The 17,357-nt window shown below is 35.5% G+C and carries 13 protein-coding genes and 2 tRNA genes; 2 read left to right on the top strand and 13 right to left on the bottom strand.

The window, feature by feature from the left end; genetic code table 11:
- Positions 1 to 11 precede the first annotated feature (11 nt).
- From xylB to ISP02_RS00105, 9 genes are all read right to left on the bottom strand, one after another.
- Entirely contained in the window at positions 12 to 1,502 is a 1,491-nt protein-coding gene (gene xylB / locus ISP02_RS00145) for a xylulokinase (protein WP_195719614.1), read from the bottom strand.
- Between the two features lie 19 nt (positions 1,503 to 1,521).
- Complete coding sequence (locus ISP02_RS00140; RefSeq protein WP_328805993.1) at positions 1,522 to 2,823, bottom strand: MFS transporter; 1,302 nt, start codon at positions 2,821 to 2,823, stop codon at positions 1,522 to 1,524.
- A gap of 78 nt (positions 2,824 to 2,901) precedes the next feature.
- The gene (locus ISP02_RS00135; RefSeq protein ID WP_195719613.1) at positions 2,902 to 3,912 is read right to left on the bottom strand and encodes a LacI family DNA-binding transcriptional regulator; all 1,011 of its coding nucleotides are present in this window, start codon (positions 3,910 to 3,912) and stop codon (positions 2,902 to 2,904) included.
- A gap of 221 nt (positions 3,913 to 4,133) precedes the next feature.
- Positions 4,134 to 4,922, bottom strand: coding sequence for a two-component system regulatory protein YycI (locus tag ISP02_RS00130; protein WP_195719612.1), 789 nt, complete (start codon positions 4,920 to 4,922; stop codon positions 4,134 to 4,136).
- Positions 4,923 to 6,263 (bottom strand): two-component system activity regulator YycH, encoded by a 1,341-nt coding sequence (gene yycH / locus ISP02_RS00125; RefSeq protein ID WP_195719611.1) that lies wholly within the window; start codon positions 6,261 to 6,263, stop codon positions 4,923 to 4,925. It lies immediately after the preceding gene.
- Entirely contained in the window at positions 6,253 to 8,082 is a 1,830-nt protein-coding gene (gene walK, locus ISP02_RS00120; protein WP_195719610.1) for a cell wall metabolism sensor histidine kinase WalK, read from the bottom strand. The genes yycH and walK overlap by 11 nt, the downstream gene beginning before the upstream one ends.
- Before the next feature lie 11 nt (positions 8,083 to 8,093).
- Positions 8,094 to 8,795, bottom strand: coding sequence for a response regulator YycF (gene yycF / locus ISP02_RS00115; protein WP_061854124.1), 702 nt, complete (start codon positions 8,793 to 8,795; stop codon positions 8,094 to 8,096).
- Between the two features lie 272 nt (positions 8,796 to 9,067).
- Positions 9,068 to 9,140, bottom strand: a tRNA-Asp gene (locus tag ISP02_RS00110).
- A gap of 7 nt (positions 9,141 to 9,147) precedes the next feature.
- Positions 9,148 to 9,222 (bottom strand) — tRNA-Glu (locus ISP02_RS00105).
- A gap of 914 nt (positions 9,223 to 10,136) precedes the next feature.
- On the opposite strand from ISP02_RS00105, the gene ISP02_RS00100 reads away from it, so the two are divergent.
- Together ISP02_RS00100 and ISP02_RS00095 are read left to right on the top strand one after the other, a co-directional pair.
- The gene (locus ISP02_RS00100; protein WP_195719609.1) at positions 10,137 to 10,481 is read left to right on the top strand and encodes a VOC family protein; all 345 of its coding nucleotides are present in this window, start codon (positions 10,137 to 10,139) and stop codon (positions 10,479 to 10,481) included.
- 172 nt (positions 10,482 to 10,653) lie between these two features.
- Positions 10,654 to 11,859 carry a macrolide family glycosyltransferase gene (locus ISP02_RS00095; RefSeq protein WP_195719608.1) on the top strand — a complete coding sequence of 402 codons (1,206 nt, stop codon included), beginning with the start codon at positions 10,654 to 10,656 and terminating at the stop codon, positions 11,857 to 11,859.
- 68 nt (positions 11,860 to 11,927) lie between these two features.
- Here the strand turns inward: ISP02_RS00095 and ISP02_RS00090 are convergent, their stop codons facing one another.
- The 4 genes from ISP02_RS00090 to ISP02_RS00075 all read right to left on the bottom strand — a co-directional run bounded on the left by ISP02_RS00090 (position 11,928) and on the right by ISP02_RS00075 (position 17,343).
- On the bottom strand, positions 11,928 to 13,217 hold the full coding sequence (locus ISP02_RS00090) for an adenylosuccinate synthase (RefSeq protein WP_195719607.1): 1,290 nt from the start codon (positions 13,215 to 13,217) through the stop codon (positions 11,928 to 11,930).
- A 284-nt stretch (positions 13,218 to 13,501) separates the two neighbouring features.
- Entirely contained in the window at positions 13,502 to 14,902 is a 1,401-nt protein-coding gene (gene dnaB, locus ISP02_RS00085) for a replicative DNA helicase (RefSeq protein ID WP_195719606.1), read from the bottom strand.
- A 30-nt stretch (positions 14,903 to 14,932) separates the two neighbouring features.
- Positions 14,933 to 15,379 (bottom strand): 50S ribosomal protein L9, encoded by a 447-nt coding sequence (gene rplI, locus ISP02_RS00080; protein WP_195719605.1) that lies wholly within the window; start codon positions 15,377 to 15,379, stop codon positions 14,933 to 14,935.
- On the bottom strand, positions 15,379 to 17,343 hold the full coding sequence (locus tag ISP02_RS00075; RefSeq protein WP_195719604.1) for a DHH family phosphoesterase: 1,965 nt from the start codon (positions 17,341 to 17,343) through the stop codon (positions 15,379 to 15,381). Before ISP02_RS00075 ends, rplI begins: the two co-directional genes overlap by 1 nt.
- Between the last annotated feature and the right edge of the window lie 14 nt (positions 17,344 to 17,357).

Below are 17,357 nucleotides of genomic sequence, written 5' to 3'. Positions count from 1 at the left end.
TAAATTCCTCCTTAACTTTGTTCAATTGATAAAAGTTGTCGTGATAAATCTTTTGTTTGTGCGTAAGCTTGTTGATAAATTTCGAAATACTGTGCGTAACGTTGATGTTTTTCTTCGTTAGGGGTATAAGTCGTACTTGTACTTATAAATTGCTTAGCACAATCTTCGAAAGACTCGAACCAACCTAATCCTACTGCTGCTAACATTGCGGCGCCCATGCCAGGGCCTTCTTCGTAGTTTAATTTACTTACTTTAGTATTGAAGACGTCTGCTTGCAGTTGTAGCCAAAAATCACTTTTAGCCCCTCCGCCAATTGAAATAATATGATCGATTGATTTACCTGCTTGGCGCATAAAGACAATTGCTTCATAAAGTGCGTAAGTAATACCCTCTATCGTTGCACGTGCCATTTGACCGGCTGTCGTCGAACCACTTAAACCGATAAAACTACCACGTATAGTAGCATCGCCGTGTGGTGTACGTTCTCCTTGTATATAGGGTGCATAAAGTAATCCGTTCGCACCGATATTCGTTTGTGACGCCACTTCGATCATATCTTCAAATGATGTTTCTGGAAATACTGTTTCTTTGAACCAATTTAAACTATAACCTGCACTTAGCGTCACGCCCATTGCGTATGCAGTATTGGGTAAAACGTGTTTGAAATAATGAATGTTATGACCGTAATTCAATCCTTCATTATTTTCTGGTGCTAAGATTACGCCTGATGTCCCAATGCTACATAGTGTTTGATCTTCGTTGATGACGCCTGCACCGAGTGCGCCACATGCATTATCTGCGCCTCCAGCAAAGACGGCTATTTCCTCTTCCAAGCCTAGTTCGTTCAATAATTCATCAGTTATTACGCCGACGCGATAATGAGATGCTACAAGTGGTGGAAAGATATCACCTAGTTCAAGGTCGTTTGCAATGTCTTCTGCCCATTCGTTCGTCTTAGGATCTAATAATAACGTTCCTGCAGCATCACTGTATTCCATATGCAATTCACCAGTTAAACGATATCTAACGTAATCTTTAGGCAAAATAAATACATCCAGTTCACTCCAATTATCAGGCTCTTGCTGTTTCATCCATAATAATTTTGGCAAAGTAAATCCTTCTAAAATAGGATTTTTCAGTAGTGTATCGCCATAGCGCTTCGCTAATTGTTGGCATTGCTCTGTTGTACGTGTGTCATTCCATAATATCGCATTACGTATAACTTTACGTGATTTATCTAGTGGTACAAGTCCATGCATTTGGCCTGAAAATGAGATGCCTTTTATACGTTTATCTTGCATCGCTGATTCTTGGATGATTGATTTGATTCCATTTTTAGTAGCTTCAAACCATGCCTCTGGATTTTGTTCATTATGTCCCGGGAAATTTTGTATAAGTTCTAACGGTTCACTCACTGTAGTAATGACTTCCCCTTGTTGGTCAACAGCAATTGTTTTCACTGAACTCGTACCTAAATCTATCCCTAATACGACGTTTTTCATTATATCCCTCTTATCTTAATTAACTATTAATTTGCTGCGTACGTTCATTGTGATGAACATGAGAAAGTTCACCGCGCTTTTTATCAATACTTGGTTGATAAACTTTAATGAAGTACGTAATGATTGCACCGATAAAGTAACATATTGCGAAGACCCATACGACACCTACAACATCGAATAATGGTAAGAATAAAGAAGCTAATGCTGGTGCTATGAAATTACTTAAACCGGCTGCTAAGTTATGTGATGATAATGTAGCGCCAATATGGTCTGGTTCTAATGCTGTGAAAATAGCAAAAATTGGCACGAATGCTGATTGTGTAATACCGAATAACACAGCACATAACACCGCTATTGAGAATACGTCACCACTCCATACCGGTAAATAATAGAATAATAGCGTCGTAATACCGCAACCAATACAACCAAAGGTCATAACTTGGCGTTTCCATCCAATGCGGTCACCGATAATACCCCAAGCCACATCACCGACAATACATGTAATGTGCATTGTTCCCCATACCCATAACCATTGTTGCGTCGTGAAACCTATGTCATCGGTAAATAATGATGGGAAAATAACGACTAAACCAAATAATGATATCTGATTAATGATTCTTACAATAAAGACTTTAATTATATTAGGATTTTTGTAAACGACACCTATTTCTGACAACACTTTACTAAAACGTTCTTTAGTTGGCTTATGTGCATTAGGTCTAACGTCATGTTTACCCACTGTAATAAAGGCGATAATACCACCAATGATTATCCAAATAAGTGACATCCAGAGTGTACCCATAAAACCGATGTGTGGGATAGTAAAGCTAGGTAAATATGTGCCAATAACACCCATACCTACTGAGTACATTGCCCAAAACCAACCGATAGCTGTTGCTAAACGTGTCTTGTTTGTAATGTAAGTAACCCATACTAAAAAAGCATATAAAAATAATGGATAGCCAAGTCCTCGGATACCGTACATAATTAGCATCATGCTATAATTTTCCATACTCATTCCGAATATAAGGAATAATACATGGAATACTAACCAAATCATCGTACCTAGTACCATAACTTTTTTAGGACCATAAACATCCGATAGTACGGCTGCTAGCCATGAACCCACTACAACCATAATTCCGTATACTGTAAAGACCATCGAAGCTTGTGAATGTGAAAAGCCAATATCTACTATATTTTTAGATAAAAAGGCTTGCTCAATACCGTCACCTGTCATAAATATGAAAATTGCAATTAATGCTACGAAAATGATTTTAGGAATACCCATCCAAGTATTTTCTTTAACATTATTGTTCAATTCGTTACCCCCTTATATCAATCTTGCTTAAACGTTTAAGTTTTAATTGAAAACACTCACGCAATATGAATGTTTCAATTATAGAAATGAACAAGAATCTCGAATGATTAATTCTGTAGTTAACTTTAAAGACTTTACGTGTTCACCTTTAATTAAGTCATAAACCATTTGCCCTGCAACTTTACCGATTTCTTTTGCAGGTTGTGAAATAACAGATAATCGTGGCGTGAAAATTTCGTTCCAATAACTATCATCGAAACCAATGATAATCACATCTTCTCTAATCACTTTGTTCATTTCTTTACAAGCTTGCAATGCACCTAGTAGTAATAAATGATTGGTTGCTAGAATTGCTGGAACATTTTCTTGTAATAATTTTAATGTTGAATGGTAACCACTCTCCACTTGTGCCTCGGTACCTTGGCTTAAATTACTATAATAAATTATGTTCTCGTCTAACTCTCTATTGTTATCTTTCAGTGCTAATTCATAACCTTGTCTTCTTCGTGTCGTAGTACCGATTTCTGGGTTGGCTAATAGCAAGCCTATGCGTTTACCGCCTTGGCTTATCAATCTCTCCGTAGCTTTATATGCAGCTTCTTCGTTGTTAACACTAATACATGGCAATTTACTATCTGCAACTTCTCTATCAAGTGTTAAAATAGGAATTTTCTTCCACTCTTCTTTAATAGCAAGTTGTGAAGTTACAGGTGCGACGATAATAGCGCTTACATTTTGTGTTAAAAAAATATCAATCAATTCATTTTGACGCTGTTCATTTTCTTCTGAAGAAGCTACTGCCACTTGTAAATTGTGTTGTTGGCAAGCATCATTAAGTGAAGTTAATACTTCTGTGAAAAAAGGATTTTGATCAGGTACGATAAATGCCACTATATTAGATTGACCCGTCTTCAAACCGCGTGCGAATTGATTGGGTGCGTAATTTAACTTTTCGATGGCAATTAACACTTTTGCTTTTGTTTTGTCACTTAACTCGTTAGTTTTATCATTTAGCACGTTTGATACCGTAGCAATGGATACTTCAGCAAGTTTGGCGACGTCATGAAGCGTAGGTTTACGTTGAGTCATGTTATTCTCCTTAAACGTTTAAGTAAGATGTTAAAAAATAATATAAACACATTGTAGCACTTCTTATATTTTATGCAAGCGCTACCAATTATAAAAATTAGGACTCCATTTAATATACTCGCTAAAAATAAATTTGGGTCATTTTATTTTTATAAGGTAGCAATTTCTTTCCAAATAAAAAGAGCGAAGCATAATTACTATGTTTCGCTCTTTTTTTATCTTTATTCTTCTATTATTTTAGGGCTTTTGTTAACCGCTTCAACATAATATGTTTTCACTTTGTTTTGACCTTTATGCTTAACTTTAATTTCCCAGTTGCCTTCTAACACTTGAACGTTCGGTTCTTTAACGACCGTATAATATCCAAGTCTTACTTGGGTCACTTCGTCTTTATGTTTCAAATATCGGTTGTAGTATAAAGCTTCGATGGCCGATCTTGCGCTGATGACTTGTTTCTTTTCGTTATTCTCGCCTTTGGAAGGTTTGATTGATTCCATCGCTGTTTGTTTATATTTCGTCGCTTGTTTGTCTTTATTTAAATTAAAAGTTAGCTGTGCTTTATTATTATTCATAATAGGAAAGGCGTTATAAGTTTGTTCTAGAATAACTTTATTATCTGTCACATCACTCATCGCGTAACTATCGCCTTTATACACGTTATTTTTAATAAAGTTTTTTAGATTAGTGAAGCTATCCTTACCCACACTAATATGGTGAGCTAAATCAGATTTAGCAATATCACCATTCGCAGCACTTTCTACGTCTTTTTTATTTTTAGCATAGTCTGTAAAATCTTTTGTACGTGCAGTAACGAGTTGCATTTTAACGCCCTTCACACGCTGAAGGTTGTTAGGTATTTCAATCTCTTCTTGTTTAAAGTTTACCTTATTGACGCCATCACTTTCATTAATGTGGGATTTATTAACTTTATCGATATAAATGATGATTAAGCTTATATTCACTAGAATAAATACGAAAATAAATAATGTTTTAGCACGTTTCCAGTTCATTTATTCTAGCCTCCCATCTTTAGTGTATGGATGCCATTTGCCGTTATATTCAATATACCATTGTGGCTTAAACTCGCTATTACGTTGGATTTCGATGTCTTTATTGTCCGGTTTATCATTCATCGTATAACCCAGTGCAATATTCGTCACCTTTTCAAAATCAATTTGTGGATTATTGGCCAAGGAAGCACGTACTTCTTCAGCACCAGGTAGTGAATTATCACTATCTCCACCACTATCAATCGTAACGTTCGTTTTTAGTAGAGCTCTAGAATAACCAAATATACCTTTTTTACCCCAAGCTACTTTAATTTGATTTAAATTATCTGTGTTAAAAGTAGGACGCCCATTTAAGAATAATTGATATGTTAATTCTCCTGTATCGCTGTCGGTACCAAACAATCTAAAGTCGTCGGTAAAACCACCATGGCCATTAATATAATTAAATGTACTTGGTATGGTTTCTTTCATGTTTTTAGTCTTGTCTTCGTCTTCAGACAAGTTAGTATAACGGTACTTTTCTGATTGGTCATTATAGTTAGCCACACCGGTATTATTGTTGTATGTTGTCGTGCCATTGTTAGCACTACGTACGACGACAGAATCATTGAATAAGATTGAATTCATCGCGTCTACACTAATTCGATTATAAATTGTTCGATAGGTTTTTAAATGTCTAGGCTTTTCTGGCGCAAATATATGTGTTGCTTTATCAATAGTATCTTTGTTCGTAATGATGTCTGAATATGGCGACATCGATTTACTATTATCTTTTAAAGCTTGTGCCATTTTGGAACTTTTCGCTGTGGTTGTCATACGCACAACTTCATGTCTATCTTTACTGATGGCATATAATTTTAATTTACCGTTATGGTCTTTATTGATAAGTAATCGATTAAAATTAAAATGGTTAGGTACTTTTGCATTAACGTTTAATACTTGGCCTAAATATGTGGCTAAAGGCATTTGATACGTAAAATCAAGTACCACAAAGTCATTACTTAAATCAGGAATGATTAAATTATGTTGACTAAGCATACGTTCAGAATGTGTAACACGTTGGTCTTTTAAAGGTTTGACTAATGATTTAACATTATGCTTCGTTGCATCCATACCTTCTGTCTTATCTCCGTTTGAATGAATAATTTGATATGGTGTAACTGTTTGTGGCATACCGCCTTTTAAAGGCTTACCAATTGTGTTTGTATGTTTATCTTTGCTGTCGTGACTATTAACGTTGGCTAGGTCAGGTGAAAAGTTCCATGTCATATATGTTAGAACTGCACTCATAAGGACAAGAAGGGACAGGATAATCGTTTTAAATAACTCTTTACTCCGCATCCCAATCACCATCTTCGATTACTTCACAAGGAAGTGTAATAAAGATTGACGTACCTTGCCCTTCAACACTGTTAGCCCATATACGACCATTGTGCGCTTCGACGATTTCTTTTGATATGGCAAGCCCTAGACCAGTGCCTCCCATTTTACGTGTACGTGCTTTATCTACACGATAGAAACGGTCGAAAATTTTATCTACTTTATTAATAGGTATACCAATACCATTATCCTTAATGCGAATCGTCATTCGATTATAAAGTGCGTTTTGTTTCACGTGGAACTCGACACGTTTATCACCACGAGAATATTTCATCGCGTTTGTAATAACGTTATCGAATACTTGTGTCATCTTATCTGGATCGATTTCAGTAAAGATTGTTTCATTTGGAATTTCACGTACAAATGATGTATCTTTTGCTGCCATCTCATGTCGATTAATAATTTTATTAATAAACATGTTGAAGTCTACAATTTCTTTCGTAATTTGATCAGATTCATTGTCCATTTTAGATAGTTGTAATAAATCATTAACTAATCGAATCATACGCTCTGTTTCTTCTCGTGTTACGTTTAAAAATTGCGGTGCTAAGTCATCATCTTTCCATGCACCTTCTTCTAATGCTTCGATATAACTGTTCATGGAAGTTAAAGGTGTACGTAATTCATGTGATACATTTGCCACGAATTCGCGACGTTCACGTTCAACTTGTTGTTGTTCTGTTACGTCATGAAGCACAGCGATATATCCAGTTACGAAACCAGTTTCTTGTACGATGGTACTAAAGCTCACGCGTGCAATAATACCCTCCGCTTCATTAATATCTAATAAGAAACTATCATTACTTTCTTGAATTTCATCAAGCGAGAAGTCTTCTTCCAAGCCTAAAATATTTAACATAAAATAACCTGTAATGTCTTCTTTCGTGGTACCCATCATTTTTAACGCCATGTCATTGATGATACGTATACGACCACGTCTATCAGTGGCTATGATACCGTCACTCATATGTGTAATAACTGAGTCGAGCCTCCGTTTTTCACTTTCAGTATTAGCCTGTGCTTCTTGCACTCGTTTGGACAAGTTATTAAATGCTAAGGCTAACTCACCGATTTCGTCATTACCATATATTTTCACACGTTGTGTATAGTTACCTTTAGACATTTCTACCGTTTGGTTACGCATATCCGTAATTGGCTTAGTAATCGTTCGTGCGATAAAGAAACCAAGGATAACGGTGATCAATAGGGATATCCCTGTACCTATAATAAAGATTTGGTTGATATTATTTAATTGATTATAAACGTCATTAATGTCTGCTTCTATGTAAATGACACCGATAGTGCCTTTAGACGTTTTAACCGGTAAATTATAGACCCACATACGTTGCTTTCCATTTCCATAGTCTTTCAACATAGTGTGGCTATTCGCTTCACCAAGCGATAATGCTTTTTGAATCGAGTTATCATTCACTTTTTGATTTATAAGACTACGGGTAGACTGCTTAGACGTAGCCATGATGATTTGATCCTTATCAATGAAACGAATTTCCCCAATTTCTTGCCGGTTAGCGTATTCGTTTAATAAGTTCTGAACTTCTTTTTGTGCATTGACAGAATCATCATCATCGTAAACTTTTTCTATATTAATTTCTATTTGCTTCGCATATTGAGAAATATTATTTTTAAATGTTTGTGTTAATTCTTTTTCTAGACTATTGGTAAAATACAAACCGATAATTTGCATACCGATAACGATTAACAATACATAGACAATAACAAGCTTCGTGTGTAAAGATTGAAAGTGTTTCAGCCATTTCATTAATTAGGCCTCTATTCGTGTTGTTGGAGGAAATATCCAACGCCTCGACGTGTCACAATGTACTCTGGATGTGATGGATCGTCCTCAATTTTTTCACGTAAACGACGGATTGTTACGTCTACTGTACGTACGTCACCAAAATAGTCATAGCCCCAAACAGTTTGTAATAAATGTTCACGTGTCATTACTTGACCCATATGTTTTGATAAATAATGAAATAATTCAAATTCACGGTGCGTCAACTCGATATCTTCGCCACGTTTTTTAATTGAATAAGCATCTGGATAAATGGTAATATCCTTGATGACAATTTCATTTGTTTCATCATTAACTTCTTGAGCTGGTTGTGAATAATGACGACGTAAGTTAGCTTTCACACGCGCAATTAATTCACGTGTACTAAACGGTTTCGTAACATAATCATCTGCACCTAGCTCTAAACCTAAAACTTTATCAATTTCAGAGTCTTTAGCCGTTAACATAATAATAGGCATTTCGAATTTTTTACGTACTTCACGACATACTTCCATACCATCACGTCCTGGTAACATAATGTCTAATAATACGATATCTGGTTCTTCATCATATATTAAGTCTACTGCATCGTTACCGTCGTAAGCGCAATATACTTCATAACCTTCTTTTTTTAAGTTAAATTCTAGAATATCAGCAATTGGTTTTTCATCATCGACTACAACAACTTTTCTAGCCATATATAAACCTCATTTCTAAATTGTGTACTTATGTTCTCTGTCTACACGTTACTCTATTATATAATTTACCATTTATGACGTACTAATTCTATTTATACAAACGAAAAATTAAATTTGTAGATTATATAATAATAGCATTACCCGTTTCATTTCTAAACTATTTTGTTATTTAATGCAAATTTACAATACATTTTATTATCTATAACTTCATAAGAAACACACATCTTTAAAATTTAATACAAAAAATGCCCATCCTATTGGATGGGCATATACGGTCTCGACGGGAATCGAACCCGCGATCTCCTGCGTGACAGGCAGGCGTGTTAACCGCTACACTACGAGACCAAAAAATTGGTGACTCCTACGGGACTCGAACCCGTGTTACCGCCGTGAAAGGGCGGTGTCTTAACCGCTTGACCAAGGAGCCTGTCGTAAGCACAAAAATAATTATAGCAACTCTCATTAGTGATGACAAGCTATTTTTTTAAATTTTTTCTTTAAATTTTTTATTAACTTAAATGAGGTTACATAGTACAATTTCCTATTATTTTTTAACCAAATAGAATAATTAATGCTGCTTCACATTAATCTATTCAAAAAAGGCCGTTAAACTTCCCAGTATCTTTTTATAATCCAGACAATATTTTAGCCTGAAACATCTTGGCCCAGCCCACGTATTAATTAGAACCGATATGTGCCCCTAATTACGTTTTTGTATCGTATCACCGTTTTTGACGATAAAACAAATGCTCTTAGATTTTAATGAATGGTCAATTTGAATGCTTCCCTCTTTTAGTTTTACTACTTTTCCTTTGACGTAATGTTTACTTAATAGTCTTTCAGAAAAAAGTTCCTTTTGTTACTGCGAATGTTACTTCTATTGCGTTATGTTTTGCAAATACTATTATTTTTTAGCGCTTTGTATATCAAAGTAAATATGGTCACCATTGATTGCTACATTATTTGCTTTGTTGCATTAATGAAATTTTGTCTAAGCTAAAATTACTTTGCTCACCTACATTCGCCGTGTAGTGATACTATAGTTTAGTTACGGCTTGAATTTTATTATGTGGTAATTGTGATCATATAGTCTACTAAATAATGTTGTTATTACTCTTTAATATTACGTTGTCTTTATATAACACCCAATTAATACTGTGTTAAATACCAAAAGATAAACCTTCATTAATACATAATACTTTTGTTTTAATTATTATTTTATCAATCATTTCAGAATCATTTTTATTTAACCTTCAAAATAATCCATCTATTTACGGATTGTCCATTAAAATAGGCTAGCTTAGAATGACAATATATTAAATAATAGGAGGCAAATTTATTATGGAGTTAAAACATTTGAATTTAACAGTAGAAGAAATAGCCCCAACACGTGATTTCTTTTTAACGTATTTTGATTTTGATATGAAAACTGAGAAAGGTGGCAATCCGGAAGTTTTAATCAGTCCTGAAGGTTTTATTTTAACTTTAATGCAAGGTGCTAACGTAACATACCCTAAATCTTTCCATGTCGGTTTTCCTCAACCTTCAACGTCAGATGTAGATAAAATACATGCCCGTATTAAAGCTGATGGCCATAAAGCTCCTTCCCCAAAACAAACCCCTCACGGATATACTTTTTATGTTAAAGCGCCAGGTAATTTTATGATAGAAATACTATCACATTAATCGTAGAGTAGACTTCCCCACTGACAAACCTCTGACTGACTTACGTTAGAGGTTCCTTTTGGATTAAGGTCGAATTTAACGTTGAAAAACAAATTAATAATATTAAAATATTTTTTGTTTTCAATAATATTTGATAGAATTATTGAATATTACATCATAGGAGGCATTATCAATGGCAAAAGTTTTATTCATAAATACCGGTTCAGAAGGCCATATCAATCCCAATATCGCGTTGTGCAAAGCATTGGTAGATCGAGGAGAAGAAGTCGTATACTATATGGGCGACCAATATGTAGATAAATTTAAAGATACTGGTGTAGAAATTCGCACTATATCTACTGATAAAATAGTATCCGCCTTTACTTCTTTTGGATTAAAGCATTTATTTCACGTTATTAACGGTTTATTAAAAACTGCGGATGTTATCATGCCTCAAATATTAGAAGAAACTAAAGACGAGCACTATGATTACTTAATCCATGATTCAATGTTTGGTTGTGGCTATTTAATCGCTCAAAAACTTAATATTCCAACCGTTTCAGCGATTACATCATTTGCTAAAACTAAACCTATGTTTGATAGTTTCACAGACTTTATGGCTTCAAAACTAGACCAAGATGAACTCGAATCCGCAAATCTCGTATTTGATACATTAAAAGAGCATGTTGAGCAAACATACGACGTAAAAGTACCATCACGCCACGAAGTCATGAACAACCCTGGCGACTTTAACATTTCATTCGTAACAAAAGGATTCCAACTTGAATATGATGCATTCGATAACACCAAATTTAATTTTGTCGGACCTTCAATATTACCACCTCAGCCTACAGGTTTTATGGATAATATTAACAAAGACCGTCCTATCATTTACGTTTCATTAGGAACTATATTTAATCAAAATGTAGCCTTTTTCAACAAATGTTTTTCTGCACTCAATAATATTAATGCGACAGTTATCGTTTCAATTGGCAAGACGAATAAAGCTGAAGATTTTGAGATGATACCAGACAACGTCATTATTAAAGACTATGTACCACAGGTCGAAGTGCTAAAACATGCCGACCTCTTTTTAACTCATGCTGGTATGAATAGTACGAACGAGGCCATTATGTTAAATGTACCATTACTTGCATTTCCTCAAAGTGCAGATCAACCAGTCGTAGCACATCAAATTGAAAATTTAAAAATCGGACAGCAATTAGATGCTAATGTGATTAATGCCGAACACTTAAGTAACACTGTAGAAGAAATGTTAGCCAATCGACTAACTTACCAACAAAATATCGAAAAAGTTAAAAACGTTCAATCTCATACTGAACCAGGTTATGAGATTGGCGCACAAGCTATTTTAGACTTTCGCTATAAACATTGCTAATAACATAATAAAACCCTGTAAATGCGCCACTAGACGTCATTTACAGGGTTCTTTATATTAGCTAAAACTTATTTTTCCCATAGAGGTTGAAGTAAGTTTGTTTGATTACGGTCAGGACCGACTGAGAAGATAGAAATACGTACGTTACATAGTTCAGAAATACGTTCCAAATAGTTACGTGCGTTGTCTGGTAGTTCATCTAAAGTACGGCAACTTGTAACATCTTCAGTCCAACCAGGTAGTTCTTCAAAAATTGGTTTGCAACGTTGTAACTCATTTAAGTTAGCTGGATATTCAGTGATTTCTTTACCATCTAACTCATAAGCAGTACATATTTTCACAGTATCTAAACCAGTTAACACATCGATAGAGTTAATTGAAAGGTCAGTGATACCACTTGCACGACGAGAATGACGTAATACAACTGAGTCAAACCAACCTACACGACGAGGACGTCCTGTAGTTGTACCATATTCACGGCCAACTTCACGAATGTGATCCCCATCAGCATCAAACAATTCTGTAGGGAACGGCCCGTCACCCACACGAGAAGTATACGCTTTACATACACCAATAACTTTAGATACAAATGTAGGACCTACACCTCCACCAACTGTAACGTTACCAGCAACTGGGTTACTTGATGTTACGAATGGATATGTACCATGATCAATATCTAACATTACACCTTGAGCACCTTCAAATAATACTTTTTCATCTGCAACGAATGCATCATCTAATACTTTAGCTGTGTCTGTAACGAAAGGTGCTAAACGTTGACCAGCAGCATAATATTCTTCAAAGATTTCATCGAATGATGGGCAATCTTTTCCAAACATACCTTTGAAATATGCACCTTTATATTCAATATTTTCTTTCAAACGTGTTTCAAACGTTTCTTTGTTTAATAAATCTGCGACACGGATACCGATACGTTGTGCTTTATCTACATAAGCAGGTCCGATACCTTTTTTAGTTGTGCCTATTTTATTGTCTCCACGGCGCTCCTCTTCATATTCATCTTGTTTTACATGATAAGGTAAAATAACTTGCGCACGATTTGAAATACGTAAATTATCAGTAGAAACTCCTCTGTCATTTAGGCCATCTAACTCTTTTAATAATGCGACTGGATCTACTACTACACCATTACCAATTACTGCTAATTTATCTTTATAAAAGATACCAGATGGTACTAAGTGTAATTTATAAGTTTCTCCGTCAAACTTAATCGTGTGACCTGCGTTATTTCCACCTGAAAAACGTGCAATAACATCTGCTTGTTCTGCTAAGAAATCTGTAATTTTACCTTTACCTTCGTCTCCCCATTGTGTCCCAACGACTACGATTGATGACATATGAGCACCTCCAAGTTTTTCTCAATTAACCATTAAGTATTCTACCAATAGAATAGTAATAATGCAAACAAAAATCGAACATTAAAATTGGGCACATTCTAAATTTTTGTTTCTTTATAACATGTTGTTTCACCCCTTCAAAGCGTTGTTTTAACAGCTTTTAAAGGTAAGTTGCATTAAATATTTAATACATACTTCCATATCAAGCACAACTCCAAAACCACTCAAAAAACGTACGATAAAGCAAAAATATAGTTTATCGTACGGAAATATTTTTTATTTAATTATCCAAAATCTGCATGCGCGTAATCAATATCTGTAAATTTATTGTATTGTTTCATGAAATGTAATTTTACCGTTCCTGTAGGGCCATTACGTTGTTTAGCAATAATGATTTCAATTTCACCGTTCTCATCGTTCGTTTGTGGTTCAAAACCAGCATCGTCGTCATCTTCATCTTCCTCACCACGATTATAGTAGTCGTCACGATATAAGAAGGCAACGATGTCGGCATCTTGCTCGATAGAACCTGACTCACGAATATCACTCATCATTGGACGTTTATCTTGACGTTGCTCTACACCACGAGATAACTGACTCAATGCAATAACAGGACATTCTAATTCTCTGGCTATCGCCTTCAAAGTACGTGAAATTTCAGATACTTCTTGTTGACGATTATCTGAAAAACGTGACCCACTGCCTTGAATAAGCTGTAAATAGTCAATAACAATCATGTCTAAACCATGTTCTTGTTTTAGGCGACGACATTTAGAACGAATGTCTGTGATACGTATACCTGGCGTATCATCGATAAATATTTTTGTACGCGATAATTTACCTACTGCAATAGTAAATCTATTCCAATCTTCTTCCGTCATTGTACCAGTACGCAGACGGTTAGAATCCACATTACCCGAACTACAAATCATACGTGTCGCTAGTTGGTCTGCACCCATCTCGAGGGAGAAGATACCAACCGAAAAGTGATCTTCGTGTGTCGCAACTTTTTGCGCGATATTAAGAGCGAAGGCAGTCTTACCAACAGAAGGACGCGCCGCTAAAATGATTAAATCGTTACGGTTAAAACCTGCCGTCATCTGGTCTAAATCACGATAACCAGTAGGAATACCTGGCGTTTGACCGCTATTCTGATCGAGCAATTCTGCATTTTCATATACATCGCCTAACACGTCACGAATATCTTTAAATCCATCACTTTCACGTGTAGAAGATAGTTCAAGAATACGACGTTCAGCATCGTTAAGAATTGTATCTAGTTCAAGTTCATCATTATAACCATCGTTTGCAATACTATCTGCTGCCTGTATTAGTTTACGTTTTAAGGCATGCTTAAAAACAATATCCGTATAATATTGCACATTTCGTGTTGTTGGCACATTATTAGTTAATTCTGCTAAGTATTGAGGACCACCCGCTTCACTCAAGCGTCCTTCTTGTGACAGCTGATCCATTATAGTAACAACATCAATTTCATTATTATCTTCATTTAAATTCATCATTGCACGGAAGATATGTTGATGTGCGCCCCTATAAAATGACTCAGGAAGTAATACTTCCTGAGTTGAGTTTACTAATTCCGGATCAATGATAATGGCACCTAAGACAGATTGTTCAGCCTCATTACTATGGGGCATTTGATTTTGTTCATACATTCCATCCATGTCGACTACACCTCATATTTCAATCCATAATTATTGTTCGATTGTGTGTACACGAATAGTACCTTCAACTTCTTTATCTAATTTAACCGGCACATTTGTATAACCCAATGCATGGATACCACTTGGTAAATCCATTTTACGTTTATCAATTTTAATGTCATGTTGCTCTTGCAAAGCTTGTGCAATTTGCTTCGTGCTAACAGAACCGAATAATTTACCACCTTCACCAGTTTTAGCTGAGACTTCCACTTCAAGGTCAGCTAATTTTGATTTAAGTTGAGTCGCTTCATCAATTTCTTTTTGACGTTCTGCTTTAGCTGCTTTTTCTTGTTGTTCTAATTGCTTAAGGTTACCTGGTGTTGCTTCGACAGCTAACTTATTTTTTATAAGGTAGTTATTTGCATAACCTACTGGTACGTCTTTGATTTCGCCTTTATTACCTTTACCTTTAACGTTTTGTGTGAATATTACTTTCATCAATTTTCACTCCTACTCATTTGTTCTGTTATTGCTTGTTGTAATTGTTCAATCGCTTCTTCAACGGTCACATCTTTAAGTTGAGTGGCAGCATTTGTTAAATGGCCTCCACCGCCGAGCGCTTCCATTGTTAATTGTACGTTAATCGCACCAAGTGAGCGGGCAGACATACCTACTAGAGAATCTTCTCTTCTAGCAACCACATAAGATGCCTCTACACCATCTAAACTTAACAACTCATCCGCAGCTTGTGCAACCGTAACGGGATGGTATATTTTATCGTCTGGACCATGAGCAATGGCGACACCGTTATCTTGTAATTCGACCGTACGAATTAATTCTGTCCGATTAATATACGTATCGATATCATCTTTCAAGAAGTGCTGCGTTAAAATTGTGTCAGCACCATGCGCACGTAAATAACTTGCTGCATCAAATGTTCTGGAACCAGTACGTAAAGTAAAGTTACGCGTATCGACAATAATACCTGCGAACATTACTGTTGATTCTAAACGTGTTAAACGTTGTTCCGTTGGTTGATATTCTAATAGTTCTGTAACAAGTTCTGCTGTCGAACTAGCATATGGTTCCATGTAAACGAGTAATGGACTAGAAACAAAGCTTTCCCCACGTCTATGGTGATCAATAACTACTTTTCTATTTGCTTTGTTTAAAATGTCTTCATCTATAACCATTTCAGGTTTATGTGTATCGACAATGACAACAGTCGTCCTTGAGGTCATATTATCCCATGCTTCTTCAGAAGAAATAAAGCGTTCTTTGAGTTCAGGTTTTTCATCGATAGAATCCATTACACGGCGTAGTGTTGGATCGATATCTGAATCATTTAATACAATATGTGCATCCAAATTGTTCATCATCGCAAAGCGTGACACCCCAATAGCTGCACCAATAGCATCTAAATCAGGACGTTTATGTCCCATAATAATAACTTTATCGCCTTCCATAAGGATATCCTTAAGTGCATGTGATATTACGCGTGCTCTAACACGTGTACGTTTTTCCATTGGGTCAGTCTTACCGCCATAAAAACGTACGTTACCGTTTTGGTTTTTAATCGCTACTTGGTCACCACCACGACCTAAAGCTAAATCTAGACCAGATTGAGATAGTTCACCAAGGTCGATAAGACTATCAGAACCCTCACCGACGCCAATACTTAATGTAAGTTGTGCTCTATAACCAACACTTTTTTCTCTTAACTGACTTAAAATATTAAAGTTTGAATCTTCAATTTCATCTAATATGTGTTGATTTAAATATGCAACGAATTGATCAGTACTGTAACGCTTAAAGTAAATGTCGTATTCAGTTGCCCAACGACTGATTACTCGTGTTACCATAGAATTAATTTCCGAACGCTGAGTATCGTTCATATTTTGAGTGATTTCATCGTAGTTATCTAAAAATAACGTGGCGATGATTGGTTTTGATTCATTATATAACTCATTAATACGAACTTCTTCAGTTATATCAAAGAAATATAAAATATGTTCATTTTCAGAATATCTAACGCGATAGTGATAATTTCTATCCTCTATATCAATTTCTTCAGTTTTTTCTAATTGCTTCAATATATTAGGATAAACTTCATTTACTGGATCTGAAATTACATTACGATCCAAACGTTCAGACATGAATTGGTTCATCCATTCAATATTTTCATTTTCATCAATGACTACCATACCAATAGGTAAATTTTTAATTGCCCGATTACTACCGGCCGATATGTGTCCGCTCAAATTATCAACATAGTTGTCCATCTTTTGCAAAGCTTGCCTTACCATTAGAGCAGCAATAATAATTACGACTATCAAAATTGCAGTAGCGATACCGGCAATGAGTTGATTAAAAATAAACCATACCGCGACTAAAACAAGTGCCGTAATTGCCATAATGATAAATGGTAAAACTAATGCTTTTTTAGTGGATTGACGGTTCATTTTGTCCACCTCAC

The sequence above is a fragment of the Staphylococcus durrellii genome, assembly GCF_015594545.1.
In the GTDB taxonomy this organism is placed as follows: domain Bacteria; phylum Bacillota; class Bacilli; order Staphylococcales; family Staphylococcaceae; genus Staphylococcus; species Staphylococcus durrellii.
The sequence above is the reverse complement of the archived record's forward strand: the minus strand, read 5'-3'. Positions and strand labels throughout refer to the sequence as shown.